We start from the raw sequence: 24,416 nt of genomic DNA on the forward strand, positions 1-24,416 counted from the left end.
ACGTTCGCTCCGGCGTTCTGCCGCTCCCAGGATGACGCCCATGACACCCGACCACGCACCCGCCCGCCGCACCGTGGCCAAGGGAGCCCTCGCCGGGGCCGCCGCCCTGCTGCTCGGCGCCGCGCCCGCCCCCGCCGCCTCCGCCTCCGCCCCGGCCGTCCCCTCCGGTGCGCGAAGCCTCCGACTGCCCGCGCCCACCGGCCCGTACGCCGTCGGCGCCACCGTCCGGCACCTCGTCGACTCCTCCCGCAACGACCCGTGGGAACCCGCGATCGGCGTACGGGAGCTGATGGTCACCGTGCTGCGGCCGACCGCCGCCGGCCGGGGCTTCCCGCGCATGCCCCAGCTCACCCCCGGTGCCGCCGAGGCGTTCACCGTCCTCGCCCCCCTCGTCCGCCCGCGGCTGCCGGCCGCCGGAGTCGACTGGGCGGCCACCCTCACCCACGCCCGGACCGGCGCACCGCCCCTGCCCGGCCGCCGCCCGGTGCTGCTCCACAGCCCCGGCGGCGGGGACTCCCGCGCCATGGGCAGCTCCCTCGCGATCGACCTCGCCTCGCACGGCTGGACCGTCGTCACCGTCGACCACCCCGGCGACGCGTCCGAGGTGGAGTTCCCCGACGGGCGGCCGGGACGCGAGCGGGTCCGCACCACCGTGCTCCGCCCGGACCTGGACGCCGGGACCTTCCGCACCATGATCGACACCCGGGTCGCCGACCTCCGCTTCGTCCTCGACGCCCTCCGCCTCGACCGGGTCGGGCTCTACGGGCACTCCGCCGGCGGCACCGCCGTCGCCCAGGCGCTCCACGAGGACCCGAGGGTCGCCGCCGCCGTGAACCTGGAGGGGTACCTGGACCGGATGGACGGCGCGCTCCTCCCGGTGGCCCGCGAGGGCACGGACCGGCCGTTGCTCCTCGCCGGTACCGACGGCTTCCGCGACGACCGGCTCGACCGCTCCTGGTCGGCGCTGCTCGCGCACGGCGGTCCCGTCGCCCGCCGGGAGCTCGCCGACAGCGACCACTGGGTCTTCACCGACTACGCGGCCCTCGTCCCGCAGCTCCAGGCCGCCGGTCTGACGACCGCCGCAGGGCGTGCCGAGATGGTCGGCACCGTCGACCCCCGGGTCTCGGTGCCCGCCGTCCGCAAGCTCGTACGGTCCTTCTTCGCCCGCCACCTGCCCGTGCCCCGGTAGCTCGGGTGTCCCGGGAGACGCGCCCCAGTAGATTGGGGGCGTGCTCTCCAGTCTCTCCCGTCCCCGTGCTCTCGCGCTCTGCGCCCTGCCCGTCGCCGCCCTCTTCGCCGTCGTCGGCCTCGCGCCGCTGCCCTATGCCATCGCGCAGCCCGGCACGACCGCCGACGTGCTCGGCAAGGACAAGGGGCGGGAGATCATCACGATCACCGGCGCCCCGGTCCGGCCCACCGAGGGGCAGCTGCGGATGACGACGATCGTCGCGACCGGGCCGTCCACGGACGTGGACTTCGGGGACGTGGCCGACGCCTGGTTCCGTACCGACCGGGCCGTCCTGCCGCACGACTCCGTCTACCCCGCGGGGAAGTCCGACGCCGAGATCGAGAAGCACAACCTCGGCCAGATGAAGGAGTCGCAGGACTCGGCCACCCTCGCCGCCCTCGACTACCTCAAGATGGACCCCGAGAAGGTGAAGGTGACCCTGCACCTCGCCGACATCGGCGGGCCCAGCGCCGGGCTGCTCTTCTCCCTCGGCATCGTCGAGAAACTCGCGGGCGACGGTTCCGGCGGTGACCTCACCGGCGGCCGGATCGTCGCCGGTACGGGCACGATCGACGCGGACGGCACGGTCGGCGCCGTCGGCGGGGTCTCCCTGAAGACCCAGGCGGCCGCCCGCGACGGGGCCACCGTCTTCCTGGTACCGAAGGCCGAGTGCTCGGACGCCGAGGCCGAGCTGCCGAAGGGCCTGCGGCTCATCCCCGTCACCGCGCTCAGCGACGCGGCGGCGTCCCTGCGGGCCCTGGAACAGGGGCAGGAGTCGAAGGTTCCGGCTTGCTGACGGCCGTACCGCGCGCGGCGGCGGCCGGCGGGGCGTCCATTCCCCGCCAGGAGGGGAACACCAGTGGCGAGAGGCCGGCCAGGAAGTACACCCCGCCCACCGTGAGCAGCGCCGTGGTGAGCCCCGTGCTCTCCACCAGGAATCCGGCGGCGAGTCCGCCGAGCGGGGCGGTGAGCAGCACCGAGGCGGTGCTGGCGCCGCCGACACGACTGCGCAGTTCCTCCGGGACCGTCTCGTAGAAGACCGTGGTGAGGATGGGGTTCAGCACTCCCGCCCCCAGCCCGCCGAGGGCCATCGCCACGAGCAGCGGCGCGGTGGTGTCGGTCAAGGCCGCGGTCACATAGGCGGGGGCGCCGGTGAGCAGGAACCCGACGGCGAAGACCCGTCGGCGCGGGAAGCGGTGGCCGACGGCCCCGTAGCCGAGCGCCCCGAGGAGGGCGCAGCCGCCGGAGACGGCGACGAGCAGGCCGAGCGAGCCCGAACCGCCGAGGTCCTCCCGGGCGTGGAGCGGGAGGAGGACGGAACTCCAGCTCTGTGCCAGACCGTTGGTCGTCATCACCGCGAAGTTGATGCCGAGCAGCAGTCGGGTGCGCAGCAGGAACGCGTAGCCCTCGCGCAGGTCGGCCCGGTAGGCCGCCGCGGAGAGCGGTGGGGCTCCCCGCAGGGGTTCGGCGGAGGGGATGCCGCGCAGGCCGGCGAGGACGAGGAGCGCGGAGGCGGCGAACGTCACGGCGTCGACGTACAGCACGGTGTCGGCGCCGATGAACGCCACGAGGAGGCCCGCGAGGGCGGCGCCGGTCATACGGGCGCCGCGCGAGACGGCGTCGTAGAGGCTGGCGGCGCGGGAGAGCGGGGTGCCGGCGCGGCGGGCCAGGTCGGGGATGAGGACGTTGCGCGCGGTCTCGCCGGGCGCGTGGAAGAGGCCGGTGACGGCCATCAGGGCGCACAGCATCCAGAACTGCAGAAGTCCGGCCCGGTTGAGCAGCGGGATCGCGGCGAGCGCGACGGCGCAGACGAGGTCCGAGACGACGGAGACCCGGCGTCGCCCGATCCGGTCGATCACCGGACCGCCGGCGATCGCGGAGACCAGGACTGGCAGGGCCGCGCAGAAGGCGACGAGCCCGGCCTTGCCGGGGCTTCCCGTGGTGTCGAGCGCGAACCACGGGACGCCGATGAGCGTGAGTGAATTTCCGGTGATCGATACGGCGTTGGCGGCCAGGACGGTCGCCAGGGGGATCCGGTCCCTCTTCGCCGTACCCGCTTCGTGTCCCCCCGGAGCGGTCATGCGGCCAGGGTGACCGGGCGACGGTCCGCGGGTGTGGCCAGGCGCAGGCCCAGCTCGACGAGCCTCCAGCCGAGCTGGACGCGGAGGGCGGGGGCGAGGGGGCGAGGTGCGGTGGCGGTGGCGGCGGCGGCCTCGCGGTGGAGTTCGGCGGCGTGCAGCTGATGGAGCTGGAGGTGAATGTCGGCGTGCATGACTCCGTGGTTCCTTCCGTCAGTTCTCGTGCTGCGGGAACGCGTGCAGATGGATCCGTACGCGCTCGGCGTCGGGCGCGTCGGCCTCCTCGATGTCCCGGTAGCTCGCGATGAGGGCGTGCATCCTCTTGTCGAGCTCGCGGAGTTTCTCGGGGGACAGGCGCAGGGTGAAGTCGCTCATGTCGGACACGCCGAGCCAGGCGTCGCCCCAGTCGTGCCGGGTGCCGAGGTAGGTGCTCAGCTCCTGGGTGTGGATCGTCGCGATCTCGTGGACGTAGAGGTCGAGGGCGCCGCGGACCTCGGGGTCCGGGTTCCGGGAGAGCGTCTCGTCGACGGTCACGCCCTGCTGGCCGGCCTTCCACCACCGCTCACGTCCCTTGCCCCTCGTCGGGTCGTCCTCGACGAAGCCGTGGGCGGCGAGCTGGCGCAGGTGGTAGCTGGTCGCACCACTGGACTCGCCGAGGCGCTCCGCCAGTTGGGAGGCGGTGGCGGGGCCGTGACTGCGCAGGGCGCGCAGCAGCTGGATGCGGAGGGGGTGGGCGAGTCCACGCAGGGTGCGCGGGTCCAGGGAGCGGGTCGGGAAGGCTTCGGGCTCGGGCATGGTCCGAGCGTAGGGTTGCAAAGGAGTAGTTGCAAGGGGTTCTTTGCAACTACTCCTTTGCAGTCACTTCTTTGGGTCGGCTCGGCTGCCCGTGTGCCGCTACTCCTGTGTCGCTGCTCCGGTGCCGCCTGCTCCTGTGCCGCTACTCCTGTGCCGCCTGCTCCACCAGCGGGATGATCCGCAGCGGCACCGGGTTCTCCATCACGATCGCCGTCGACGCCCGCATGATCCCCTCGAACGCCACCACCTTGTCGATCACCCGCTGGAGGTCCGCGTTCGAGCGGGCGACGAGGCGGCAGAGCATGTCGCCGTGGCCCGTCGTCGTGTGCAGTTCCAGCACCTCGGGCACGGTCGCCAGGTGCCCCCGTACGTCCGCGCCCTGCCCCTGCTTGATCTCCAGCGTCGCGAACGCCGTCACCGGATAGCCGAGCGCCGCCGGGTCCACCTGCGGCCCGAAACCCCTGATCACCCCACTCGCCTGGAGCCGGTCGAGCCGCGCCTGGACCGTGCCGCGCGCCACCCCGAGCCGCCGGGAGGCCTCCAGGACCCCGATGCGCGGCTCGCGCGCGAGGAGCGTGATGAGCCGGCCGTCCAAATGATCGATCGCCACAGCGGTCTCCCCATGGTCAGGATGTACAAGTCGCACGGCCATACTCGCCCGTCGCTGTGCAACATGACCAGTGGATCAGCGAACTCTTGCGCACCTTGCAGAACGGCGGGACATTGCTGCCATGACTGAGACCATCGATCACACCCCCTCCACCGCGCGGCAGGCCGATCCCTTCCCCGTGAAGGGAATGGACGCGGTCGTCTTCGCCGTCGGCAACGCCAAGCAGGCCGCGCACTACTACTCCACGGCCTTCGGCATGAAGCTCGTCGCCTACTCCGGACCGGAGAACGGCACCCGCGAGACCGCCAGCTACGTCCTCACCAACGGCGCCGCCCGGTTCGTGTTCACCTCCGTCATCAAGGTCGCGACCGACCGGGGCCGCTTCCTCGCCGACCACGTCGCCGAGCACGGCGACGGCGTCGTCGACCTGGCGATCGAGGTGCCCGACGCCCGTGCCGCGTACGCCTACGCCGTCGAGCACGGTGCCACCGGCCTCACCGAGCCGTACGAGCTCAAGGACGAGCACGGCACCGTCGTCCTCGCGGCCATCGCCACGTACGGCAAGACCCGCCACACCCTCGTCGAGCGCTCCGGCTACGACGGCCCCTACCTGCCGGGCTTCGTCGCCGCCAAGCCGATCGTCGAGCCGCCGGCCAAGCGCACCTTCCAGGCCATCGACCACTGCGTCGGCAACGTCGAGCTCGGCAAGATGAACGACTGGGTCGGCTTCTACAACAAGGTCATGGGCTTCACGAACATGAAGGAGTTCGTGGGCGACGACATCGCCACCGAGTACTCCGCCCTCATGTCGAAGGTCGTCGCGGACGGCACCCTCAAGGTGAAGTTCCCGATCAACGAGCCCGCGATCGCGAAGAAGAAGTCGCAGATCGACGAGTACCTGGAGTTCTACGGCGGCGCCGGCGTCCAGCACATCGCCCTCGCCACCAACGACATCGTCGCCACCGTGCGCGCGATGCGGGCCGCCGGTGTCTCGTTCCTCGACACCCCCGACTCGTACTACGACACCCTCGGCGAGTGGGCCGGCGAGACCCGCGTGCCCGTCGAGACCCTGCGCGAGCTGAAGATCCTCGTCGACCGCGACGAGGACGGCTACCTGCTGCAGATCTTCACCAAGCCGGTCCAGGACCGCCCGACCGTCTTCTTCGAGATGATCGAGCGCCACGGCTCCATGGGCTTCGGCAAGGGCAACTTCAAGGCGCTGTTCGAGGCGATCGAGCGCGAGCAGGAGAAGCGCGGCAACCTCTAGCCGCCGTCGTGAGGGGGCCGGTGCCCCCTCACCAGCCCCGTTGTGCCTGGGGCCGCACCCGCATGCGCACCGCGCTGTCGGTGCGGGTCCAGGCACAAGGCGGGGGCGCATGGGCCGGCGGGCTCCGGCCCACGCGGGGGGTGGGCCGGGGTGCCGTCCAGCCGCGTGCGCGCTACCCCAGCGCGGGCTTCGTCGCCTGCGCGGGCTTCTCCGGCTTCGTGGGCTTCGCCGGAGTGCCCGACGCCTCCTCCCGCGCCTTCTCCGGCTCCGGGCGGAGTTCCTGCGGGAGTTCGTCCGAGGGCTCGCCCAGGGCCGCCACCGCCTTCGTCGCCTTCGGCGCGAGCAGTGGCGAGAAGTGCGGGTTGATCCGCAGCGCCTCCGTCAGGTGGCGGCGGGCCGGGCCGCGTTCCTCCAGGGCCCGCTCGATCTCGCCCCGGTGGTACGAGAACAGCGCGCTCCGCAGGCCCTCCTCCGTGGCCAGCTTCGCGTACCCCAGCGCCTCCGCGGTCCTGCCCGACCGGTACAGAGCCCACCCCAGCGCGTCCGCCGCCCGCACCGAGCGGTGCCCACGCGCCCACTCCGCCCGCATCCGGGTCACCGCCGCCGCGGCGTTGCCGTGATCCGCGTCGAGCAGCGCCAGGGTCACCTCGGCCCCCGCCCACGTGCCCGTCCGCAGCCGCTCGTACAGCGCCCGGGCGTCCCCGTCCAGGCCCAGCGACTCGGACAGCTCGCCCGCCTCCAGGACGTACTCCGGCAGCGGCAGCCGGGCCAGCGCGGCCCGCCAGTCCCGCAGCGCCTCGTCGGTGCGACCGAGCGCCGTGAGGGCCCGCGCCCGGCCCGCGAGCGAGGGCCCGTGGTCCCGTACGAGCGCGAGCGCCGACCCGTACCGCGCGAGCGCCTCGTCCGGCTCGCCCCGCTCCCACGCCAGGTCCCCGAGCCGCGCCTGCGAGGCCGCCTTGTCCGCGTCCGTCACCGCGAGCGCCACCGCGTCGAGGGCCGCCGCGTCGGCGTCCTCGCGCCAGCCCCGGTCGCGGAACGTCTGCGCGGCCCTGGCCCGCACCACCGCGCCCGTGTGGAGCCCCTGCAGGGTCTCCATCGCCTTCTGGGCCGCCTTGTACTCCCCGAGACCGTTGTACGCGTCCATCAGGACCGGGTACGCGGGCCAGCGGCGCGGATCCGCCTTGCGGACCTTCTCGCCCCACTCCTTGGCCGACTTCCAGTCGCCGCGCGCCCCCGCGAGCGCCGCGAGCCCCAGCTGCGCGTCCGGATTGCCCTTCGCCGCGGGCCGTTCGGCGAGGGAGCGCCGCAGCGCCCGCTCGGCCCGCGGATAGTCCCGTACGTCGCCCAGGCGCGCACCCCGCTGCGTGTACGCCGCGCCGAGCTCCGCCCAGGACACCTCGTCGTCCGGGTGGGCCCGCAGCCACTCCTCCCGGTCCGTGATCAGCGCGGCCAGGTCCGGGAGCGAGGCCTGCGCGCCCGCGTGGGCCGCGATCGCCGCCCGCTCCGCCGGACCGGGCGGGCGCGGCGGCCCCTGGCCGACGAGCTCGGGGAGGTACAGCAGTGCCGTCGCCGCGAGCACCGCGCCCACTCCGGCCGCCAGGACCGTCCTCGACACGTTCTGCGTCTTCATGGCGCTCACTGTGCGCCCGCCCGCACCTGTACGAAGAGCACACGAAGCGCCTGCCCCGGCGGGTTCACACCGATGGCCCCGGGTGCCACGCTGGACGCATGGACGATCTTCTGACGCGGCTGCGCGCCGGGCTCCCCGCCGAGGCGCTGCTCACCGATCCGGACGTGACCGCCTCCTACTCGAACGACATGGCGAGCTTCTGCGAGGCGGGCGCCCCCGCGGTCGTCGTGCTCCCGCGCACCGTCGAACAGGTGCAGCACGTCATGCGCACCGCGACGGAACTCCGTGTCCCCGTCGTCCCCCAGGGAGCCCGCACGGGCCTCTCCGGCGGCGCCAACGCCTCCGAGGGCTGCATCGTGCTCTCCCTGGTCAAGATGGACCGCATCCTGGAGATCAACCCGGTCGACCGGATCGCCGTCGTCGAACCGGGCGTCGTCAACGCCGTGCTGTCACGTGCCGTCGGCGAACACGGCCTCTACTACCCGCCGGACCCGTCCAGCTGGGAGACGTGCACCATCGGCGGGAACATCGGCACGGCCTCCGGCGGCCTGTGCTGTGTGAAGTACGGGGTGACGGCCGAGTACGTCCTCGGTCTCGACGTCGTCCTCGCCGACGGCCGTCTCCTGACCACCGGCCGCCGCACCGCCAAGGGCGTCGCCGGCTATGACCTGACCAGGCTCTTCGTCGGATCGGAGGGCAGCCTCGGCATCGTCGTCAAGGCCGTGCTCTCGCTCCGGCCGCAGCCTCCGGCGCAGCTCGCGCTCGCCGCCGAGTTCCCCTCCGCGGCCGCCGCCTGCGCGGCCGTCTGCGCGATCATGGAGCGCGGCCACACCCCGTCGCTGCTCGAACTCATGGACCGCACCACCGTCCAGGCCGTCAACACACTGGCGCGCATGGGTCTGCCCGACACCACCGAGGCGCTGCTCCTGTGTGCCTTCGACACTCCGGACCCGGCCGCCGATCTGGCCGCCGTGGGGGAGCTGTGCGTGGCGGCGGGCGCCACCGAGGTCGTCCCGGCCGCGGACGCGGCCGAGTCCGAACTCCTCCTCCAGGCGCGCCGGCTCTCCCTCACGGCCCTGGAGACGATCAAGCCCGCGACGATGATCGACGACGTGTGCGTGCCGCGGACGCGGCTCGCCGAGATGCTCGACGGCACGGCGGCCGTCGCGGAGAAGTACGACCTCACCATCGGGGTCTGCGCGCACGCCGGCGACGGGAACACCCATCCCGTCGTCTGCTTCGACCACCACGACGAGGACGAGTCCCGGCGCGCGCGGGAGTCTTTCGACGAGATCATGGCGCTCGGGCTGGCGCTCGGCGGCACGATCACCGGCGAGCACGGAGTGGGCGTGCTGAAGAAGGAATGGCTGGCACGGGAGCTGGGACCGGTCGGTCTGGAGCTCCAGCGCGGGATCAAGGCCACGTTCGACCCGTTGGGGCTGCTCAACCCCGGAAAGCTGTTCTGACGTTCGTACGGACCGGTCCGGTACGGGGCTCACAGCTCGCCGTCCTGCGACTCGTCCGACGGCCAGGGGTCGCGCAGCCACAGGTCGTCGGCGATCACGGTGGTCGCCAGGAGTTCGGTGAGTCCGTCGTCGATGCCGAGCCGCTCGGACTCGGTGCCCGGCGGCACCGCGCGCAGGGTCCGCTCCAGCCAGGCGGACACCTGCGCGGAGGGGGCTTCGAGGAGGGCGTCGCCGTCGGGGGAGGAGAGCGCCATCAGGATGACGCTGCGGCCGTCGACCTTGGTGGGCCAGATCCGCACGTCACCGTGCCCGCACGCGCGGAACACGCCCTCGACGAGGAGTTCGCGCGCGAACGTCCAGTTGACCGGGTGGTCCGTGCCGATGTGGAAGGTGATGTGGACGGCGTACGGGTCGTCGGTGCGGTAGGCGAGCCGGGCGGGGACGGGGACGGCGCGCTCGGGCGAGAGCACCAGCTTCAGTTCCAGCTCGCGCTCGACGGTGGTGTTGTCGGTGTTCTGCATGGTCGTACTCCCTCTCGCGGACCGGCCCCGTGCGGGCCTTCACAGGGAGAGAGCGGGGCGCCCACACTTCATTACGCGACTTCGGGAAGTTTTTTCGGGAAGTTTTTCCGGGCCGGATGAAGAGCCGGATCACGGGCCGGATGTACCGGCCCGAACATCACTGGGAGTGACCAGTTCCGGTACGCGTCCCCCCGAAGGCGGGCTTTCTCGCGGGCTCTTTGTTCCCTCGGGGACGTTCTTCGTTACTGTCCTCCTTGGGCGCGGCACGCCCGGCACGCGGCCGTGCGGATCAAAGGCGTTGTGACTGAACGGAGTCGGGGCAGTGGCTACTCCTCCTGGAGGCGGCGGAGAGGTACCGCAGGCGGGGTACTACCCGGACCCGTCCATTCCCGGGTACATCCGGTACTGGAACGGGGGCGCCTGGGTTCCCGGTACGAGCAGGCCCGCCCCCACGGACGGTGAGGTTCCGCCGCATCCGCCGGCCTCGGCCATCCCGGCCGGCCCGATCCTGGCCTCCGGCCCGGCCCCCGCACCGGTCGTCGCGCAGCACCACGAGCCGCACGAGCAGCAGTACCAGCCCGTGCAGCACCACGAGCAGCAGCAGCCGCACCACGACCAGCAGCAGCACCAGCTGCAGCACGACCAGCACCAGCACCAGCAGCAGCACCACGAGCCGCAGCAGCCCCGGCCCGATCTCCAGGCGCAGCCCGTCACGGAGCTCGAACCCGTGCGCCCCGTCGCCTCCCTGCCGGCCCGGGCCCAGCCGCCCGCCATCGCGCCCGTCCCCGCACCCGCACCCGTCCCCGCCGTGGAGGAGACCGGGCCCGTCTTCTTCGACGAGGAGCCGGTCGCCGCGGAACCCGCCTCCGCCTGGCAGGCGGACACCTCCCGCCAGACCGGCTTCGGCGGCGACCTCGACCAGAAGGTCTCCTGGGGCGCGCCGCAGGCCCCCGACCCGCGTACCCCCGCGGACTGGCCGGTCGCCGGTGCGAGCGAGCCCGCCGAGGCGCGGTCCGCCGCCCCGGCGGCGGACCCCCGGGCGACCGGGGGAGCGGCGCGTCTCGGCGGGATGCCCGTCACGCGGATCCCCACGCCCGCCCCGGCCCCTCAGCAACCCCAGCCGACTCCGCGGGCCCCTCGGCCCCAGCCCGCCGCCCAGCCGGCCCCAGAGCCCACGGCAGCCGCCCCCGCTCCCGTGCACCAGGCACCCGCTCCGGCCCCCGCGCCGGCGACGCCCGCCTGGGCCCAGCAGCCCCAGGCGCAGGCGCAACAGCCCCAGGCGCAACAGCCCCAGCCGCAGGCACAACAGCCCCAGCCCCAGGAGCAGCAGCAGCCCGTCGTCCCCTGGAAGCCGCCCGTCGACGACCTGTTCGTCCAGGCGGCCCGCGCGCAGGCCTCCGCGCGCCCCGCCGGGCTCGGCAGGCGGCTGCTCGCCCGGCTGATCGACACCGTCGTCCTGGGCGCGCTCGTCGGCGCCGCCGCCTTCCCGTTCGTGACCGCCGCCCTCGACCACATCAACGGCAAGATCGAGGCGGCCAAGCAGTCCGGGGTCACCGTTCAGGTCTGGCTGCTCGACGGCACGACCTCCGTCCAGTTCGGCATCGTGCTGGCCGCGCTGTTCGTCATCGGCGTCCTGTACGAGGTGCTGCCCACCGTCAAGTGGGGCCGCACCCTCGGCAAGAAGCTGTGCGGTATCGAGGTGCGGGACATCGAGGCGCACCAGCCGCCGAGGTTCGGGGCGGCCCTGCGCCGCTGGCTCGTCTACAGCGTCCTGGGGCTCCTGGCCATCGGCGTCCTCAACGTCCTGTGGTGCCTGTTCGACCGTCCCTGGCGTCAGTGCTGGCACGACAAGGCCGCCCGTACCTTCGTGGCGCGCTGACCTTAGAAGGGCTGACGGGACCCCCTAGGGGGTCCCCCGAACGGGCGGTGATTCCTTGCGGGGGCGCCGCACCCGGGATGCACTGCCCCCATGAGCACCGACCAGCCGCCGTCCGGCCAGCCGCCCGAGGAGGACCCGTTCCTCAAGAGGCCGCAGGAGCCCCCGCCGCCCTCCGCGGGCCAGCCGCCACCGTCGGGTCCGCCGCCGGAGGGGCCTCCTCCGGGAGACCCCCCGCCCGGGAGTCCGTACGGTCCCTCGGGGGGTTCCCCGTACGGCCCCTCGGGCGGTTCCCCGTACGACAACGTGCCGCCGCCCCCGCCTCCGTACGGCGGCTACGGTGCCGGCTACGGCGGGACCGATCCGCTCTCCGGGATGCCGCCGCTCGCCGAGTCCGGGAAGCGCATCATCGCCCGCGTCATCGACTGGCTGATCATCGCGATCCCGCTGGCGATCATCGGCATCCCGTTCGACATCTACTCGCGGGCGACCAGGGACGGCAACGACTTCGGCGACACGGTCAACAGCCTCAACGGCGGGAGCCAGCTGGTCTTCCAGCTGATCACGATCGTCGCGTACGTCGCCTACGACACGGTGATGGTGGCCAAGAACGGCCAGACCCTCGGCAAGAAGTGGATGAAGCTGCGGGTCGCGATGCTCAACGACGGCTCGACGCCCCCGATGAGCCAGTCGCTGCTGCGCGCGATCGTGCTCTGGCTGCCCGCGCTGATCTGCTGCGCCTGCCTGTGGCCGCTGCTGATCCTGATCCTGATCCTGGTCGACAAGCCCTACAAGCAGGGTCTGCACGACAAGGCGGCGAAGACGGTGGTGGTCTCCGTCCCGCAGTGACGGAGCCGGCTACGAACCGGTCCGGGTATCGGCCCCCACGCCCACGCGTGCGGCCGTTGCCCGGACCTCTTCGTGCACGGCGGGTGCCGGAGTCGGCGCCGGAGCAGGAGTCGGTGCGGTGGTCTTGACGGCCGCGGTCCGCACCGGCATCGTCACCGCCACGAGCAGTCCGAGCAGCAGGCCGGCGAGGCTGATCACCGTGATCCCGAGCGTGGTCGTCGTACCGGAGAGCAGCAGGAGGGCGACGGTCGCGAGGACGACGGTGGCCGAACCGTAGGCGAGCTGCGCGGCGTTCGGACGCTGCATGACAAATACCGCCCTCTCAGGACAATGGTCCGGCTCTATGACAGGAATGCCCGAGCGGACCAAACGTAAGCGTGACCTAACCCACGGTGCCGGGTGCACGGGGGGCGCACGGAGTCATCCGGGCGGGCAAGTGCCGCCGTCAATGCGCCTGTTGGGGTCGCAGAGGCAGCCGGGGAGGGACTGCAAAGTGTCCGATAATCGAAATCTCGCTCCCACATAGTGCACTTGGTATGTGCAAGTCAAGATCTGTCTTTTCTTGTCTCCCTCCGGTCGAATGTCGTCACTTGTGACGCGCGACCCCGCCGGACGGACACCCCACCTTCGGTCCGAGAGCGCGGGCGCCGGGGAGGACATATCAAGTGACCAACAGACGACGGGCGATCAGAGCGTCCGCAGTCGTCGTAGCGCTCGCGGCCACCGCCGCCACCGCCTCGACCTTCACCACCGCCTGGGCCGACAATCACGGCAGCGTGACGTCGGCCGATGTCCGTCACGACCCGGCGCCCGGCGCCGGGATCGACAAGACGGCCGTCGACCACGACCTCGAGGGCCCGTTCAGCGAGCAGCAGGAGCAGCAGCGCAAGGCTGCCCTGGAGCAGGTGCTGAGCGGCGAGTCGAAGGTGGAGCGCCGAGGCGGCTCCCAGGTGGTCAAGCTCGACGACAAGAAGTTCGTCGAGCTGGGCCGCGAGAAGACCGACAAGATCTTCACGATCCTCGTCGAGTTCGGCGACAAGGTGGACAACACCACCCTCGTCGACCGCGCCGACGACGACACGACCGAGCCGAAGCCGAAGTTCGGCGGCACGCCCGGTCCCCTGCACAACCAGATAGCCCAGCCCGACCGTTCCCAGGACAACTCCACGGAATGGCAGGCGGACTACAACCAGAAGCACTTCCAGGACCTGTACTTCGGCACCGGCAAGGACGCCAAGGGACAGCCCAAGCAGTCGCTGAAGACCTACTACGAGAAGACCTCGTCCGGCCGTTACTCGGTCGACGGCGGCGTCTCCGACTGGGTCAAGGTCGAGTACAACGAGGCCCGTTACGGCTCGAACTACTGCGGCAACAGCAACTGCGCCAACGTCTGGGACGCGGTTCGCGACGGCGTCACCGCCTTCGTCGCCGACCAGAAGGCCAAGGGTCGCACCGACGCCCAGATCAAGGCCGACATGGCCCAGTACGACCTCTGGGACCGGTACGACTTCGACGGCGACGGCAACTTCAACGAGCCCGACGGGTACATCGACCACTTCCAGATCGTCCACGCGGGCGAGGACGAGTCGGCGGGCGGCGGCGCCCAGGCGAGCGACGCCCTGTGGGCCCACCGCTGGTACGCCTACGGCACCAACGCGGGCAAGACCGGCCCGGCGAACAACAAGGCCGGCGGCACGCAGATCGGTGACTCCGGCATCTGGGTCGGCGACTACACGATGCAGCCGGAGAACGGCGGCCTCGGCGTCTTCGCGCACGAGTACGGCCACGACCTCGGTCTGCCGGACCTGTACGACACCTCCGGTGCCAAGGGTGCCGAGAACTCGACCGGCTTCTGGTCGCTCATGTCCTCGGGTTCCTGGCTCGGCCGCGGCAAGGACGCCATCGGCGACCTGCCCGGCGACATGAACGCCTGGGACAAGCTCCAGCTCGGCTGGCTGAACTACACCAAGGTCGCCAACGAGGGCCGGAAGTGGAACTCCACCCACAAGCTGGGTGTGGCCGAGTACAACACCAAGAACCCCCAGGCGCTCCTCGTCGAGCTGCCGAAGAAGGCCGTCACCACCGATGTCGTCGCTCCCGCCGAGGGTGCCACGCAGTGGTGGAGCAACATGGGTGACGACCTCAAGAACACCCTGACCCGCTCCGTCGACCTGACGGGCAAGACGTCTGCCTCCCTGAACCTCAAGGGCTGGTACGACATCGAGCTCGACTACGACTACCTCTACACCGAGGTGTCGACCGACGGTGGCGCCAACTGGACGGCCCTGGACGGCACCGCCGACGGCAAGCCGCTTCCGCGTGACGCGAGCGGCGCCCCGGCGCTGACCGACGTCTCGGGCGCCCACAAGGAGCTCGTCTACGGCCTCAACGCCTACGCGGGCAAGAAGTTCGACCTCCGCTTCCGCTACCAGACGGACGGCGGCGCCGGCGGCAAGGGCTTCACGGCCGACGCCATCACGCTGACCGCCGACGGTGCCACCGTCTTCTCGGACAACGCCGAGAACGGTGACAACGGCTGGGCGGCCAAGGGCTTCTCGCGGGTCGGCAAGGGCTTCACGAAGGAGTACGAGCAGTACTACATCGCGGAGAACCGCCAGTACGTCTCGTACGACGCCACCCTCAAGGTCGGCCCGTACAACTTCGGGTTCACCGGTGACAAGGCGAGCTGGGTCGAGCACTACCCGTACCAGAACGGTCTGCTCATCTGGAAGTGGGACCTCTCCCAGAAGGACAACAACACCGCGGTCCACCCGGGCCAGGGTCTGATCCTTCCGGTCGACTCCCACCCGACCCCGCTGAAGTTCAAGGACGGCAGCCTGATGCGCAACCGCGTCCAGGCCTACGACTCCACCTTCGGCACCTACCGGACCGACAGCCTCCTGCTCCACAAGGCCGATGTCGCTGCCTTCGTCCCGTCGCTGCCGGGCAACCCGGTCTTCGACGACCGCAAGGGCACGTACTGGCTCCAGGAGACGGCGCGCGCCGGTGTCCAGGTAACTGACACCAACACCAAGATCCAGGTCGTCAAGGAGCCGAAGAACGGCGAGACGATCACGGTTCGCGTGGGTCCGTCCACGAAGTAATCGGTAAAACTGCAGGTCAAATCATGATCGGCCGTCGCCCTCTAGCGGGCGGCGGCCGATCGTGTTTAGGTGCGTCTGACAGTTCAGACCGATGTTCTTATTGACAGTCGATCCACGGGGGAGTGGTTCCGCATGCCCAACGGAGGGTTCTGCAAGTTGCCGGGAGGCAGCGTGGTCGTCGCCATAGGGCTGCCCAGCCCGGCCCGCGACGGCGCCAGCGTCCGCTTCCTGGTCCACGCCGCGAACCGTGCCCGCGCCCTGACCCGGCTGCGGAACCTCGGGCTGCGGGCGGTCTACCTCCGCGGGAACAGCGAGCCGCCCACCCCGGACGAGATCACGGCCGTCCTGCACCACCCGGACGGCCTGCTGTGGAGATCCGCCCCGGGCGCCGCCCAGGAGCTCTGGCACCCCGTACGGTCCCTCCCCAAGGAACCGGCGGCCTGATCCGCACGGAGGCGCTCAGGCGACCACGGGCTTGCCGGGACGCTCGGGCGACCGGGCCTCGCCGGGACGCTCAGGCCACCACGGGCTTGCCGGTCAGCTCCACGCCCGCCGTCCGCAGTTCCTCCAGGGCCCGGTCCGTCGTCTCCTTCGCGACGCCGGCCGTCAGTTCGAGCAGCACATGGGTCCGGAAGCCCTCACGGGCCGCGTCCAGGGCCGTCGCCCGGACGCAGTGGTCGGTGGCGATGCCCACCACGTCGACCTCGGTGACGTTCCGCTCCCGCAGCCACTCCGCGAGCGTCCGCCCGTTCTCGTCGCGCCCCTCGAAGCCGCTGTACGCCGCGTCGTACGCGCCCTTGTCGAAGACCGCGTCGATCGCCCCGCTGGCGACGGCCGGTGCGAAGTTCGGGTGGAAGCCGACCCCCTCGGTACCGGCCACGCAGTGCACCGGCCAGGAGCTGACGTAGTCGGGCTCCTCGCCGGCCGGCGCGAAGTGCGCCCCCGGGTCGACATGGTGGTCGCGGGTGGCGACCACGTGCCGGTAGGAGGTGCCCGCCGTCTGGCCGACCAGGTCGGTGATGGCGGCGGCGACGTCCGCGCCGCCGGTCACCGCGAGGCTGCCGCCCTCGCAGAAGTCGTTCTGAACGTCCACAACGATCAATGCGCGGTGCATGGCGGGTGTCCTTAGCGCGTCGGGGAGGGGTGGGATCGAGCCTAGAGACTCAGCCCGCCCACCGGGAGGGGGCGGGTCCGGTCTCCATGGGCCCCACGGGGCCCTACAGGTACTCCGTCGGCAGCACCGGCTCGCCGCGGGAGAGCTGGATCGCCGACATCGGCAGCCCCGCGCGGGCCGCGATGTGCCGGGCCCTCGCAGCCTCCAGGGGCTCCCGGGCCACCACGTCACCACCCTTGACCAGCTCGACCAGGAGCTGGTGGTCGGCGAGCTCCGGCGGGACCGGGCCGGTGCCCAGGACCTCCGCCTCGGCGACCCCGTACGCGTCGGGCCGGCGCGCCGCCCACTTGCGCCCGCCGACCGAGGCCTTTCCGCCGAGCGACTTCTTGGCGACCGGGGTGAGCGGCGCCCTGAGGTCGGCGGAGGAGGCCCGTGCGACCAGCTTGTAGACCATGGAGCAGGTCGGGTGACCGCTGCCGGTGACCAGCTGCGTGCCCACCCCGTACGCGTCGACCGGGGCCGCCGCGAGGGAGGCGATGGCGTACTCGTCGAGGTCCGAGGTGACGACGATCTTCGTGTCCCGCGCGCCCAGCTCGTCGAGCTGCTGCCGTACCCGGTGGGCGACGAGCAGCAGGTCGCCGGAGTCGATCCGGACGGCCCCCAGCTCGGGCCCCGCGACCTCGACGGCGGTACGGACGGCCTCGGCCACGTCGTAGGTGTCGACGAGCAGGGTCGTACCCCGTCCGAGGCTCTCGACCTGGGCCTGGAAGGCGTCCCGCTCGCTGTCGTGGAGGAGGGTGAAGGCGTGGGCGGAGGTGCCGACGGTCGGGATGCCGTAACGGAAGCCGGCCGCGAGGTCCGAGGTGGAGTCGAAGCCGCCGACGTAGGCGGCGCGGCTGGCGGCGACGGCCGCCAGCTCGTGGGTGCGCCGGGCGCCCATCTCGATCAGGCGGCGCCCGCCGGCCGCGGCCGACATGCGGGAGGCCGCGGCGGCGATGGCCGAGTCGTGGTTGAGGATGGAGAGGATCACCGTCTCCAGGAGCACGCACTCGGCGAAGGAGCCCTCGACGCGCAGCACGGGCGAGCCGGGGAAGTACACCTCGCCCTCGGGGTAGCCCCAGATGTCGCCGGAGAAGCGGTAGCGGGCCAGCCATTCGAGGGTCGGCTCGTCGACGATGCCGCGCTCGCGCAGGAAGCCCAGGACGGCGGGGTCGAACCGGAAGTTCTCGACGGCGTCCAGGACCCGGCCGACGCCCGCGAGGACGCCGTAGCGCCTGCCCTCGGGCAGCCGCCGGGTGAAGACCTCGAAGACCGAGCGACGGTCGGCGGTGCCGCCCCGGAGGGCCGCCTGGAGCATGGTCAGTTCGTACTGATCGGTGAAGAGCGCGGTCGACGGCACGTCCACCGGCAGCCCAAGGTCCGCAGCGTTCATGTCAGCGATGCTAGCGCAGAAATCGTCAAAGTGACGAATAGGGGTGGAGGTGCGCGCCCGATCGTGGGCCGAGCGGGTGGTCCGTCCATGGGCAGGGGGGTGACCCGTTTGTGCGACGGGGGCCCCGGGGTGGCAGCATGGGGTGAGTGAGCGTCGCGCCTATTGAGATCGAACGTACGGAATCGGCCGAGGAGGTCTCCGCGGTCGTCGAACCGGACGTGCCCTGGGTGACCCTCGTGCACAACGATCCGGTCAACCTGATGAGCTACGTGACCTACGTCTTCCAGGCGTACTTCGGCTACTCCAAGGACAAGGCGCACAAACTGATGCTCGACGTGCACCACAAGGGCCGCGCGGTGGTCTCCAGCGGAACCCGTGAGGAGATGGAGCGCGACGTGCAGGCCATGCACGGCTACGGCCTCTGGGCGACCCTCACCCAGGACCGCGGCTGATGGCCGGCCGCTTCGAGAACCTGCCCGGCGGCGGCGCCGCCGTCGCCCTCGACGACGTCGAGATCTCCATCCTCCGCTCCCTCGCCGTCCAGCTCATGGAGCTGATCGGACCGGGCGAGGAGCCCGCCAAGGACGCCGACCCGCTGGCCGCGCTCTTCGCCGAGGGCCCGAGCAAGCCGCCGTCCGACCCCGCCCTCAAGCGCCTCTTCCCCGACGCGTACGGGGACGACAGCGAGGAGCTGCGCGCCGCCGCCTCCGACTTCCGCCGCTACACCGAGAACGACCTGCGGGCCCGCAAGCGCGAGGACGCTCTCGTCGTGGTGCGCGCCCTGGACGCGCTCTCCGCCGACGCGGCGGGCGAGGGCGGTGCGGTCCTGAAGCTGACCCCGGACGAGTCCCGGGCCTGGCTCGGCGCGCTCAACGACCTGCGCCTGACGATCGGGACCCGTCTGGAGGTCACGGACGAGGAGGGCGAGCAGCTGTACCGGCTGCCGGACTCCGACCCGCGCAAGCCGATGGTGATGGCGTACCTCTGGCTGGGGGCGCTCCAGGAGTCCCTCGTCGAGACCCTGATGTCGTAACCCGGCTCGCCAGGGACACCCTCCGCGGCACCCCTTCTTCGCGGGATGTTCGCTCAGCGGACGCTCAAATCCGGATAACGAATGCGTTATCAGAGCGTCCGCTTTGCCGTCTTGCGCCCCGTTCGCCTGGCGATTTTCGTGACGTGCGCCACACGCAACTCCCTCGATCACGTCCCACCCCGTGATAAATCTTCACGACCGCTCGGGGACGCCACCCCTGTTCCCGAGGGCGCTTTGACCGGCTGATCGCCGGTAGCACTCCATCCACATCCGGGGGGATCAGGATCTGATCCGCGGCAGACGCACTCGCAGTCGCGCGGATCAGCATGGAGAAAGGCGCACCACCATGACCTCTGTGCAGGTCGACAAGCAGCACGACGGCACCGACGGGGCCGTGGACGGCGGCGAGGGCTACCAGCGTGGCCTCGGCGCCCGGCAGATCCAGATGATCGCGATCGGCGGCGCCATCGGCACCGGCCTCTTCCTCGGCGCCGGCAAGGCCATCGCCAAGGCGGGACCCAGCCTGATCCTCGCGTACGCCATCGCGGGCCTGGTCATCTTCTTCATCATGCGCGCCCTGGGCGAGCTCCTCATGTACCGCCCCGTGTCCGGCTCCTTCGCGGAGTACGCACGGGAGTTCGTCGGCCCGTTCTGGGGCTTCGTGACCGGCTGGACGTACTGGCTCTTCTGGGTCGTCACCGGCATCACCGAAGTCACCGCCGCGGCCACCTATATGACGTACTGGTGGGACATCCCGCAGTGGATCTCCGCGCTGGTCTTCACGTTCGTCCTCTACGGCGCCAACCTGATCTCCGTGAAGCTCTTCGGTGAGCTGGAGTTCTGGTTCTCCATGGTCAAGGTCACCGCCATCATCGGCATGATCCTGATCTGCGCCGGCATCCTCACCATCGGCTTCTCCGACGCCGGCGACACCGCCTCCGTGACCCACCTGTGGGACCAGGGCGGCTTCTTCCCCACCGGCATCGGCAACACGCTGATGACCCTGCAGATCGTCATGTTCGCCTTCCTCGCCGTCGAGCTGGTCGGCGTCACCGCCGGCGAGTCCAAGGACCCGAAGACCGTCCTGCCCAAGGCCATCAACACCGTGCCGTGGCGCATCGCCGTCTTCTACGTCGGCGCGCTGATCATGATCCTGTCGGTCGTCCCGTGGACCGAGTTCAAGCCGGGCGTCTCCCCGTTCGTCGCCGCCTTCGAGAAGATGGGCCTCGGCGTCGGCGCCGCCATCGTCAACTTCGTGGTGCTGACGGCCGCCCTGTCCTCCTGCAACTCGGGCATGTACTCCACCGGCCGCATGCTGCGCGACCTCGCGCTCAACGGCCAGGGCCCGAAGGTCTTCACCAAGCTCACCAAGAGCGGCACCCCGCTCCTCGGCCTGACCTTCTCGGCCTCGCTGATGCTCGTCGGCGTCTGGATCAACTACGTCGCCCCGGGCAAGGCCTTCGAGTACGTCGTCTCCTTCGCCACCATCTCCGGCATGTGGGCCTGGATCATGATCCTGGTCTGCCAGATCCGCTACCGGGCCAAGGCCAACCGCGGCGAGCTCCCCGAGTCCACCTTCAAGGCCCCGGGCGCCCCGTACACCAGCTGGTTCGCGCTCGCCTTCATCATCATGGTCATCGTGATGATGGGCATCGACGAGGGCGCACGGGTCTCGCTGTACGCCGCCCCGGTCTGGGGTCTGATCCTCGGCGTCTCCTACCTGGTCCTGAAGTCCCGCAACCCCGAGGGCGCCGCCTTCGCCAAGCGGTCCTGACAGGTCCCCGCGAGCGGTCGCCGCAGGTCGTCCCCAAGCGGCCCTGACCTCGATCGTCTCGGCATTCGGGCCGTTCCGTACCACTCCCCGGTACGGGACGGCCCGTCCGCTTATCCTGTCGGCATGCTGACCATCACCCGGGCCCTGTACGACCAGATCGTGGAGCACTCCCGCGCGGACCACCCCGACGAGGCCTGCGGCGTGGTCGCGGGTCCGGCCGGCACCGGGCGCCCCGAGCGCTTCATCCCGATGCTCAACGCCGCCCGCTCGCCCACGTTCTACGAGTTCGACTCCGCGGACCTGCTCAAGCTCTACCGGGAGATGGACGACCGGGACGAAGAGCCCGTCATCGTCTACCACTCGCACACCGCGACCGAGGCCTACCCGTCCCGCACGGACATCTCGTACGCGAACGAGCCCCAGGCCCACTACGTCCTGGTCTCCACCGCCGACAGCGACGGCGCGGGCCCCTTCCAGTTCCGCTCCTTCACCATCGTCGAGGGCGTCGTGACGGAGGAAGAGGTCAAGGTCGTCGAGGAGTACGACGCCTGAGACACTGGCCGGGACCAAGGGAGCGTCTCGTCGGTCAGGCCGGGCTCGCCCCGACCGACAAGACACCCCCGGGCGGCAGGACCCAGGAAGCCGGTGCGAATCCGGCACGGTCCCGCCACTGTGACCAGCGCCTCCGGGAGCTGGGAGCCAGGAACTGACCTGCCGCCTCTTCACCACCGATCGGGGACGTGGAAATCCCCGGAGGAGGCACTCCGCCATGACCTGGCCCCGCCGTACCCTGCTGCCCGCCGCCGCCCTGCTCCCGCTCCTCGCCGCCTGCTCCACGGCCCCCGAGAAGCCGGCCCCCGCCGCGAAGCCCGCACCGGGATTCCCGTACACCGTCTCCAACTGCGGTGTGAAGACGACGTACCAGGCCCCGCCACAGCGCGCGGTCACCATGAACCAGCACGTCACCGAGGTCATGCTCGCCCTCGGCCTGGAGAAGTCCCTCGTCGGCACCGCCTACCTCGACGACGCGATCCTCCCCGCGTACAAGAAGGCGTACGACTCCGTCCCCGTCCTCGCGAAGGAGTACCCCTCCAAGGAGGCCCTGCTCGCCGCGAACCCCGACTTCGTGTACGGCGGATACTCCTCCGCCTTCGCCGAGAAGGACGGCCGCAGCCGCGACGACCTGAAGCGCGCGGGCATCGACACCCGACTCAACACCGAGTACTGCCCGTCCGGTTCGGCCTCCGTCGACGACCTCTACCGCGAAGTCCGCGAGACCGGCCGGACGTTCGGCGTCGCCGACCGGGCCGAGACCTGGATCCGCGAGGCGCGCGGGACCGTCGCCGCCGCCGAGAAGCGCCTCAAGGACGCCGCACCCGTCTCCGTCTTCGTCTACGACAGCGGCGACAAGACCGCCTTCACCGCCGGCGGGAAGGGCATCGGCAACGAGCTCATCACCCGCGCCGGCGGCCGCAACGTCTTCGCCGACCTCGACAAGTCCTTCGGCGACGCCACCTGGGAACAGGTCGTCGCCCGCAAGCCCGAGGTCGTCGTCATCTACGACTACGGCTCCACCACCGTCGAACAGAAGAAGAAGCGGCTCCTCGACGACCCGGCGCTGAAGGACGTCCCCGCGATCAAGAACCGCCGGTTCGCCGTCATGCCGCTCTCCGACACCGTCCTCGGCGTCCGCGTCCCCGCCGCCGTCGACAAGCTGGCCGCCCAGCTCCACCCGACCCGATGAGCGTGGCCCTCCGCGAGACCGGGACCCGGACCCCCGTCCGGGCCCCGGCCCCCGCACGCCCCCTCCGGTACGTCCTGGTCGTCGCCGGACTGATCCTCGCCCTCGCCGCCGCCGCGACCGCCTCGCTCGCCCTCGGCTCCGTCCGCATCCCGCCCGGCCAGGTCCTCGACGCCCTCACCGGGCGGGCCGGGCCCTCCCCGTACCGGACGATCGTCCTCGACGTACGGCTGCCCCGCGTCCTGCTCGGCGCGGTCGTCGGCGCAGGACTCGCCGTCGTCGGCGCCGTCCTCCAGGCCCTCGTCCGCAACCGGCTCGCCGACCCCTTCCTCCTCGGGATCTCCTCCGGCGCCTCCGCCGGAGCCGTCCTCGTCCTGGTCGTGGGCGGCGGAGCCGGCCTGGTCGGAGGAGTGACCACCACCCTCGCCCTGCCCGCCGGGGCCTTCGTGGGCGCCCTGCTCTCCCTCGTCCTCGTCTACGGGCTCGCGCGCCGCGGCGGCACCCTGACCAGCACCCGGCTCGTGCTCGCCGGGGTCGCCGTCTCCTACATCCTGTCCGCGCTCGCCACCCTGCTCCTGGTCGTCGCAGGACGCCCCGAACAGTTCCAGGAGGCCATGTACTGGTCCCTCGGCGGCCTCGGCAGCGCCCGCTGGGACACCCTGGCCCTGCCCGCCGCCGTCCTGGCCCTCGGCGTCGGCGTCCTCCTCACCCTCGCCCGCCCGCTCGACCTGCTCCTCGTCGGCGAGGAGCAGGCCACCGTCCTCGGCCTCGACACCGCCCGCTTCCGCGCCGCCGTCTTCGTCCTGGCCTCCCTCGTCACCGCCGTCATGGTCGCCGCCAGCGGAGCCGTCGGCTTCGTCGGCCTGATGGCCCCGCACGCCGCCCGGCTCGCCGTCGGCGCCCCGCACCGCCGGCTCCTCCCCGTCGCCGCGCTCGGCGGAGCGCTCGCCCTGGTCCTCGCCGACCTCGGCGCCCGGACCGTCGCCGCACCCCAGGACATTCCCGTCGGCGTCCTCACCGCGCTCACCGGCGGCCCGTTCCTCCTCTGGCTGATGCGCCGCCGCCCGGGCTCGGAAGGAGCGGCCCTGTGACCGAACTGCGCCTGCGGGGCCTCTCGTACGAGAACAGGCTCCGCTCCGTCGACCTCACCGTCCGCCCCGGCGAGACCGTCGGCCTCATCGGCCCCAACGGCAGCGGCAAGACCACCCTCCTGCGCTGCGTCTACGGCACCCTCGCCCCCACCGCCGGACAGGCTCTCCTCGACGGCGACGACCTCCACACCCTCGGCCCCAAGGCCCGCGCCCGCCGCGTCGCCACCGTCCCCCAGGACAGCGCCGTCGAGTTCGAACTCACCGTCGGCGAACTCGTCGCCCTCGGGCGCTCCCCGCACAAACGGTTCTGGGAGGGCGACACCGGCGCCGACCGGGAGCGCGCCGGGGCCGCCCTCGCCCGCGTCGGCCTCGCGGACCTCGCCGACCGCCCGTACCCCACCCTCTCCGGCGGCGAACGCCAACGCGCCCTCGTCGCCCGCGCCCTCGTCCAGGACCCGGCCCTGCTCGTCCTCGACGAACCCACCAACCACCTGGACATCCGCCACCAGCTCGACGTCCTCTCCCTCGTCCGCACCCTGGGCACCACCAACCTGCTCGCCCTCCACGACCTCAACCTGGCGGGGGCGTACTGCGACCGGATCTACGTCCTGGAGCGAGGAAGGCTCGTCACCGGCGGCACCCCCGGCGAGGTCCTCACCCCCGCCCTCCTGGAGGCGGTCTACGGGGTGGACGCCGAGGTCATCCCGCATCCGAGGACCGGCAGCCCGACCGTCCTCTACCAGCACCGTCCGGCAGGCGGTCAGGAACCATCCACCATGTGAGATCACATTCCGAAACCCGGACCGG

24 protein-coding genes and 1 riboswitch are annotated in these 24,416 nt (G+C 71.6%); of the genes, 15 read left to right on the forward strand and 9 right to left on the reverse strand.

What is annotated here, in order from left to right:
• The first annotated feature begins 40 nt into the window (after positions 1-40).
• Both OG259_RS25970 and OG259_RS25975 read left to right on the forward strand, forming a co-directional pair.
• Positions 41-1,189: an alpha/beta fold hydrolase gene (locus OG259_RS25970; RefSeq protein ID WP_328944451.1), complete on the forward strand. Its 1,149-nt coding sequence runs from the start codon at positions 41-43 to the stop codon at positions 1,187-1,189.
• Positions 1,190-1,229: 40 nt separating this feature from the next.
• Positions 1,230-2,024 carry a S16 family serine protease gene (locus OG259_RS25975; protein ID WP_328944452.1) on the forward strand — a complete coding sequence of 265 codons (795 nt, stop codon included), beginning with the start codon at positions 1,230-1,232 and terminating at the stop codon, positions 2,022-2,024.
• Here the strand turns inward: OG259_RS25975 and OG259_RS25980 are convergent.
• From OG259_RS25980 to OG259_RS25995, 4 genes are all read right to left on the reverse strand, one after another.
• The gene (locus OG259_RS25980; RefSeq protein WP_328944453.1) at positions 1,957-3,309 is read right to left on the reverse strand and encodes an MFS transporter; all 1,353 of its coding nucleotides are present in this window, start codon (positions 3,307-3,309) and stop codon (positions 1,957-1,959) included. The two genes, OG259_RS25975 and OG259_RS25980, sit on opposite strands and share 68 nt — an antisense overlap.
• Entirely contained in the window at positions 3,306-3,500 is a 195-nt protein-coding gene (locus OG259_RS25985; RefSeq protein ID WP_328944454.1) for a hypothetical protein, read from the reverse strand. Before OG259_RS25985 ends, OG259_RS25980 begins: the two co-directional genes overlap by 4 nt.
• 19 nt (positions 3,501-3,519) lie before the next feature.
• A complete protein-coding gene (locus tag OG259_RS25990; RefSeq protein ID WP_328944455.1) occupies positions 3,520-4,101 on the reverse strand; it encodes an ArsR/SmtB family transcription factor in 582 nt (193 codons plus the stop codon).
• 142 nt (positions 4,102-4,243) lie between these two features.
• Entirely contained in the window at positions 4,244-4,711 is a 468-nt protein-coding gene (locus OG259_RS25995) for an Lrp/AsnC family transcriptional regulator (protein ID WP_030324955.1), read from the reverse strand.
• Positions 4,712-4,832: 121 nt separating this feature from the next.
• On the opposite strand from OG259_RS25995, the gene hppD reads away from it, so the two are divergent.
• Positions 4,833-5,978, forward strand: coding sequence for a 4-hydroxyphenylpyruvate dioxygenase (hppD, locus tag OG259_RS26000; protein WP_328944456.1), 1,146 nt, complete (start codon positions 4,833-4,835; stop codon positions 5,976-5,978).
• A 172-nt stretch (positions 5,979-6,150) separates the two neighbouring features.
• Here the strand turns inward: hppD and OG259_RS26005 are convergent, their stop codons facing one another.
• Positions 6,151-7,608: a tetratricopeptide repeat protein gene (locus OG259_RS26005; RefSeq protein WP_328944457.1), complete on the reverse strand. Its 1,458-nt coding sequence runs from the start codon at positions 7,606-7,608 to the stop codon at positions 6,151-6,153.
• A 98-nt stretch (positions 7,609-7,706) separates the two neighbouring features.
• Here OG259_RS26005 and OG259_RS26010 point away from each other — a divergent pair, with 98 nt between their 5' ends.
• Positions 7,707-9,074 (forward strand): FAD-binding oxidoreductase, encoded by a 1,368-nt coding sequence (locus OG259_RS26010; protein ID WP_328944458.1) that lies wholly within the window; start codon positions 7,707-7,709, stop codon positions 9,072-9,074.
• Between the two features lie 29 nt (positions 9,075-9,103).
• Here the strand turns inward: OG259_RS26010 and OG259_RS26015 are convergent, their stop codons facing one another.
• The gene (locus OG259_RS26015; protein ID WP_328944459.1) at positions 9,104-9,595 is read right to left on the reverse strand and encodes an SsgA family sporulation/cell division regulator; all 492 of its coding nucleotides are present in this window, start codon (positions 9,593-9,595) and stop codon (positions 9,104-9,106) included.
• A 322-nt stretch (positions 9,596-9,917) separates the two neighbouring features.
• Between OG259_RS26015 and OG259_RS26020 the strand changes: the two genes are divergently transcribed.
• Both OG259_RS26020 and OG259_RS26025 read left to right on the forward strand, forming a co-directional pair.
• The gene (locus OG259_RS26020; protein WP_328944460.1) at positions 9,918-11,474 is read left to right on the forward strand and encodes an RDD family protein; all 1,557 of its coding nucleotides are present in this window, start codon (positions 9,918-9,920) and stop codon (positions 11,472-11,474) included.
• Between the two features lie 90 nt (positions 11,475-11,564).
• Positions 11,565-12,320 carry an RDD family protein gene (locus OG259_RS26025; RefSeq protein WP_328944461.1) on the forward strand — a complete coding sequence of 252 codons (756 nt, stop codon included), beginning with the start codon at positions 11,565-11,567 and terminating at the stop codon, positions 12,318-12,320.
• A gap of 9 nt (positions 12,321-12,329) precedes the next feature.
• Here the strand turns inward: OG259_RS26025 and OG259_RS26030 are convergent, their stop codons facing one another.
• Entirely contained in the window at positions 12,330-12,626 is a 297-nt protein-coding gene (locus OG259_RS26030; protein WP_328944462.1) for a hypothetical protein, read from the reverse strand.
• 359 nt (positions 12,627-12,985) lie between these two features.
• Here OG259_RS26030 and OG259_RS26035 point away from each other — a divergent pair, with 359 nt between their 5' ends.
• Positions 12,986-15,424, forward strand: coding sequence for an immune inhibitor A domain-containing protein (locus OG259_RS26035; RefSeq protein WP_328944463.1), 2,439 nt, complete (start codon positions 12,986-12,988; stop codon positions 15,422-15,424).
• A 132-nt stretch (positions 15,425-15,556) separates the two neighbouring features.
• A complete protein-coding gene (locus tag OG259_RS26040; RefSeq protein ID WP_266892340.1) occupies positions 15,557-15,868 on the forward strand; it encodes a hypothetical protein in 312 nt (103 codons plus the stop codon).
• Between the two features lie 70 nt (positions 15,869-15,938).
• Here OG259_RS26040 and OG259_RS26045 read toward each other — a convergent pair whose 3' ends face one another.
• Complete coding sequence (locus OG259_RS26045; protein ID WP_266892338.1) at positions 15,939-16,538, reverse strand: nicotinamidase; 600 nt, start codon at positions 16,536-16,538, stop codon at positions 15,939-15,941.
• Positions 16,539-16,641: 103 nt separating this feature from the next.
• Positions 16,642-17,970, reverse strand: coding sequence for a nicotinate phosphoribosyltransferase (locus OG259_RS26050; protein WP_328944464.1), 1,329 nt, complete (start codon positions 17,968-17,970; stop codon positions 16,642-16,644).
• Between the two features lie 146 nt (positions 17,971-18,116).
• On the opposite strand from OG259_RS26050, the gene clpS reads away from it, so the two are divergent.
• The 7 genes from clpS to OG259_RS26085 all read left to right on the forward strand — a co-directional run bounded on the left by clpS (position 18,117) and on the right by OG259_RS26085 (position 24,391).
• The gene (clpS, locus tag OG259_RS26055; protein ID WP_030222252.1) at positions 18,117-18,422 is read left to right on the forward strand and encodes an ATP-dependent Clp protease adapter ClpS; all 306 of its coding nucleotides are present in this window, start codon (positions 18,117-18,119) and stop codon (positions 18,420-18,422) included.
• On the forward strand, positions 18,422-19,003 hold the full coding sequence (locus OG259_RS26060) for a DUF2017 domain-containing protein (protein ID WP_328944465.1): 582 nt from the start codon (positions 18,422-18,424) through the stop codon (positions 19,001-19,003). The genes clpS and OG259_RS26060 overlap by 1 nt, the downstream gene beginning before the upstream one ends.
• Positions 19,004-19,349: 346 nt before the next feature.
• A complete protein-coding gene (locus OG259_RS26065; RefSeq protein WP_328944466.1) occupies positions 19,350-20,777 on the forward strand; it encodes an amino acid permease in 1,428 nt (475 codons plus the stop codon).
• A gap of 123 nt (positions 20,778-20,900) precedes the next feature.
• Positions 20,901-21,329 (forward strand): M67 family metallopeptidase, encoded by a 429-nt coding sequence (locus tag OG259_RS26070; protein ID WP_266892328.1) that lies wholly within the window; start codon positions 20,901-20,903, stop codon positions 21,327-21,329.
• A gap of 60 nt (positions 21,330-21,389) precedes the next feature.
• A riboswitch (cobalamin riboswitch) is annotated at positions 21,390-21,506 on the forward strand.
• A 40-nt stretch (positions 21,507-21,546) separates the two neighbouring features.
• Complete coding sequence (locus tag OG259_RS26075; protein WP_328944467.1) at positions 21,547-22,521, forward strand: ABC transporter substrate-binding protein; 975 nt, start codon at positions 21,547-21,549, stop codon at positions 22,519-22,521.
• On the forward strand, positions 22,518-23,609 hold the full coding sequence (locus OG259_RS26080; RefSeq protein ID WP_328944468.1) for a FecCD family ABC transporter permease: 1,092 nt from the start codon (positions 22,518-22,520) through the stop codon (positions 23,607-23,609). The genes OG259_RS26075 and OG259_RS26080 overlap by 4 nt, the downstream gene beginning before the upstream one ends.
• Entirely contained in the window at positions 23,606-24,391 is a 786-nt protein-coding gene (locus tag OG259_RS26085; RefSeq protein WP_328944469.1) for an ABC transporter ATP-binding protein, read from the forward strand. Before OG259_RS26080 ends, OG259_RS26085 begins: the two co-directional genes overlap by 4 nt.
• Positions 24,392-24,416 lie beyond the last annotated feature (25 nt).

The organism is Streptomyces sp. NBC_00250 (assembly GCF_036192275.1).
Taxonomy (GTDB): Bacteria; Actinomycetota; Actinomycetes; order Streptomycetales; family Streptomycetaceae; genus Streptomyces.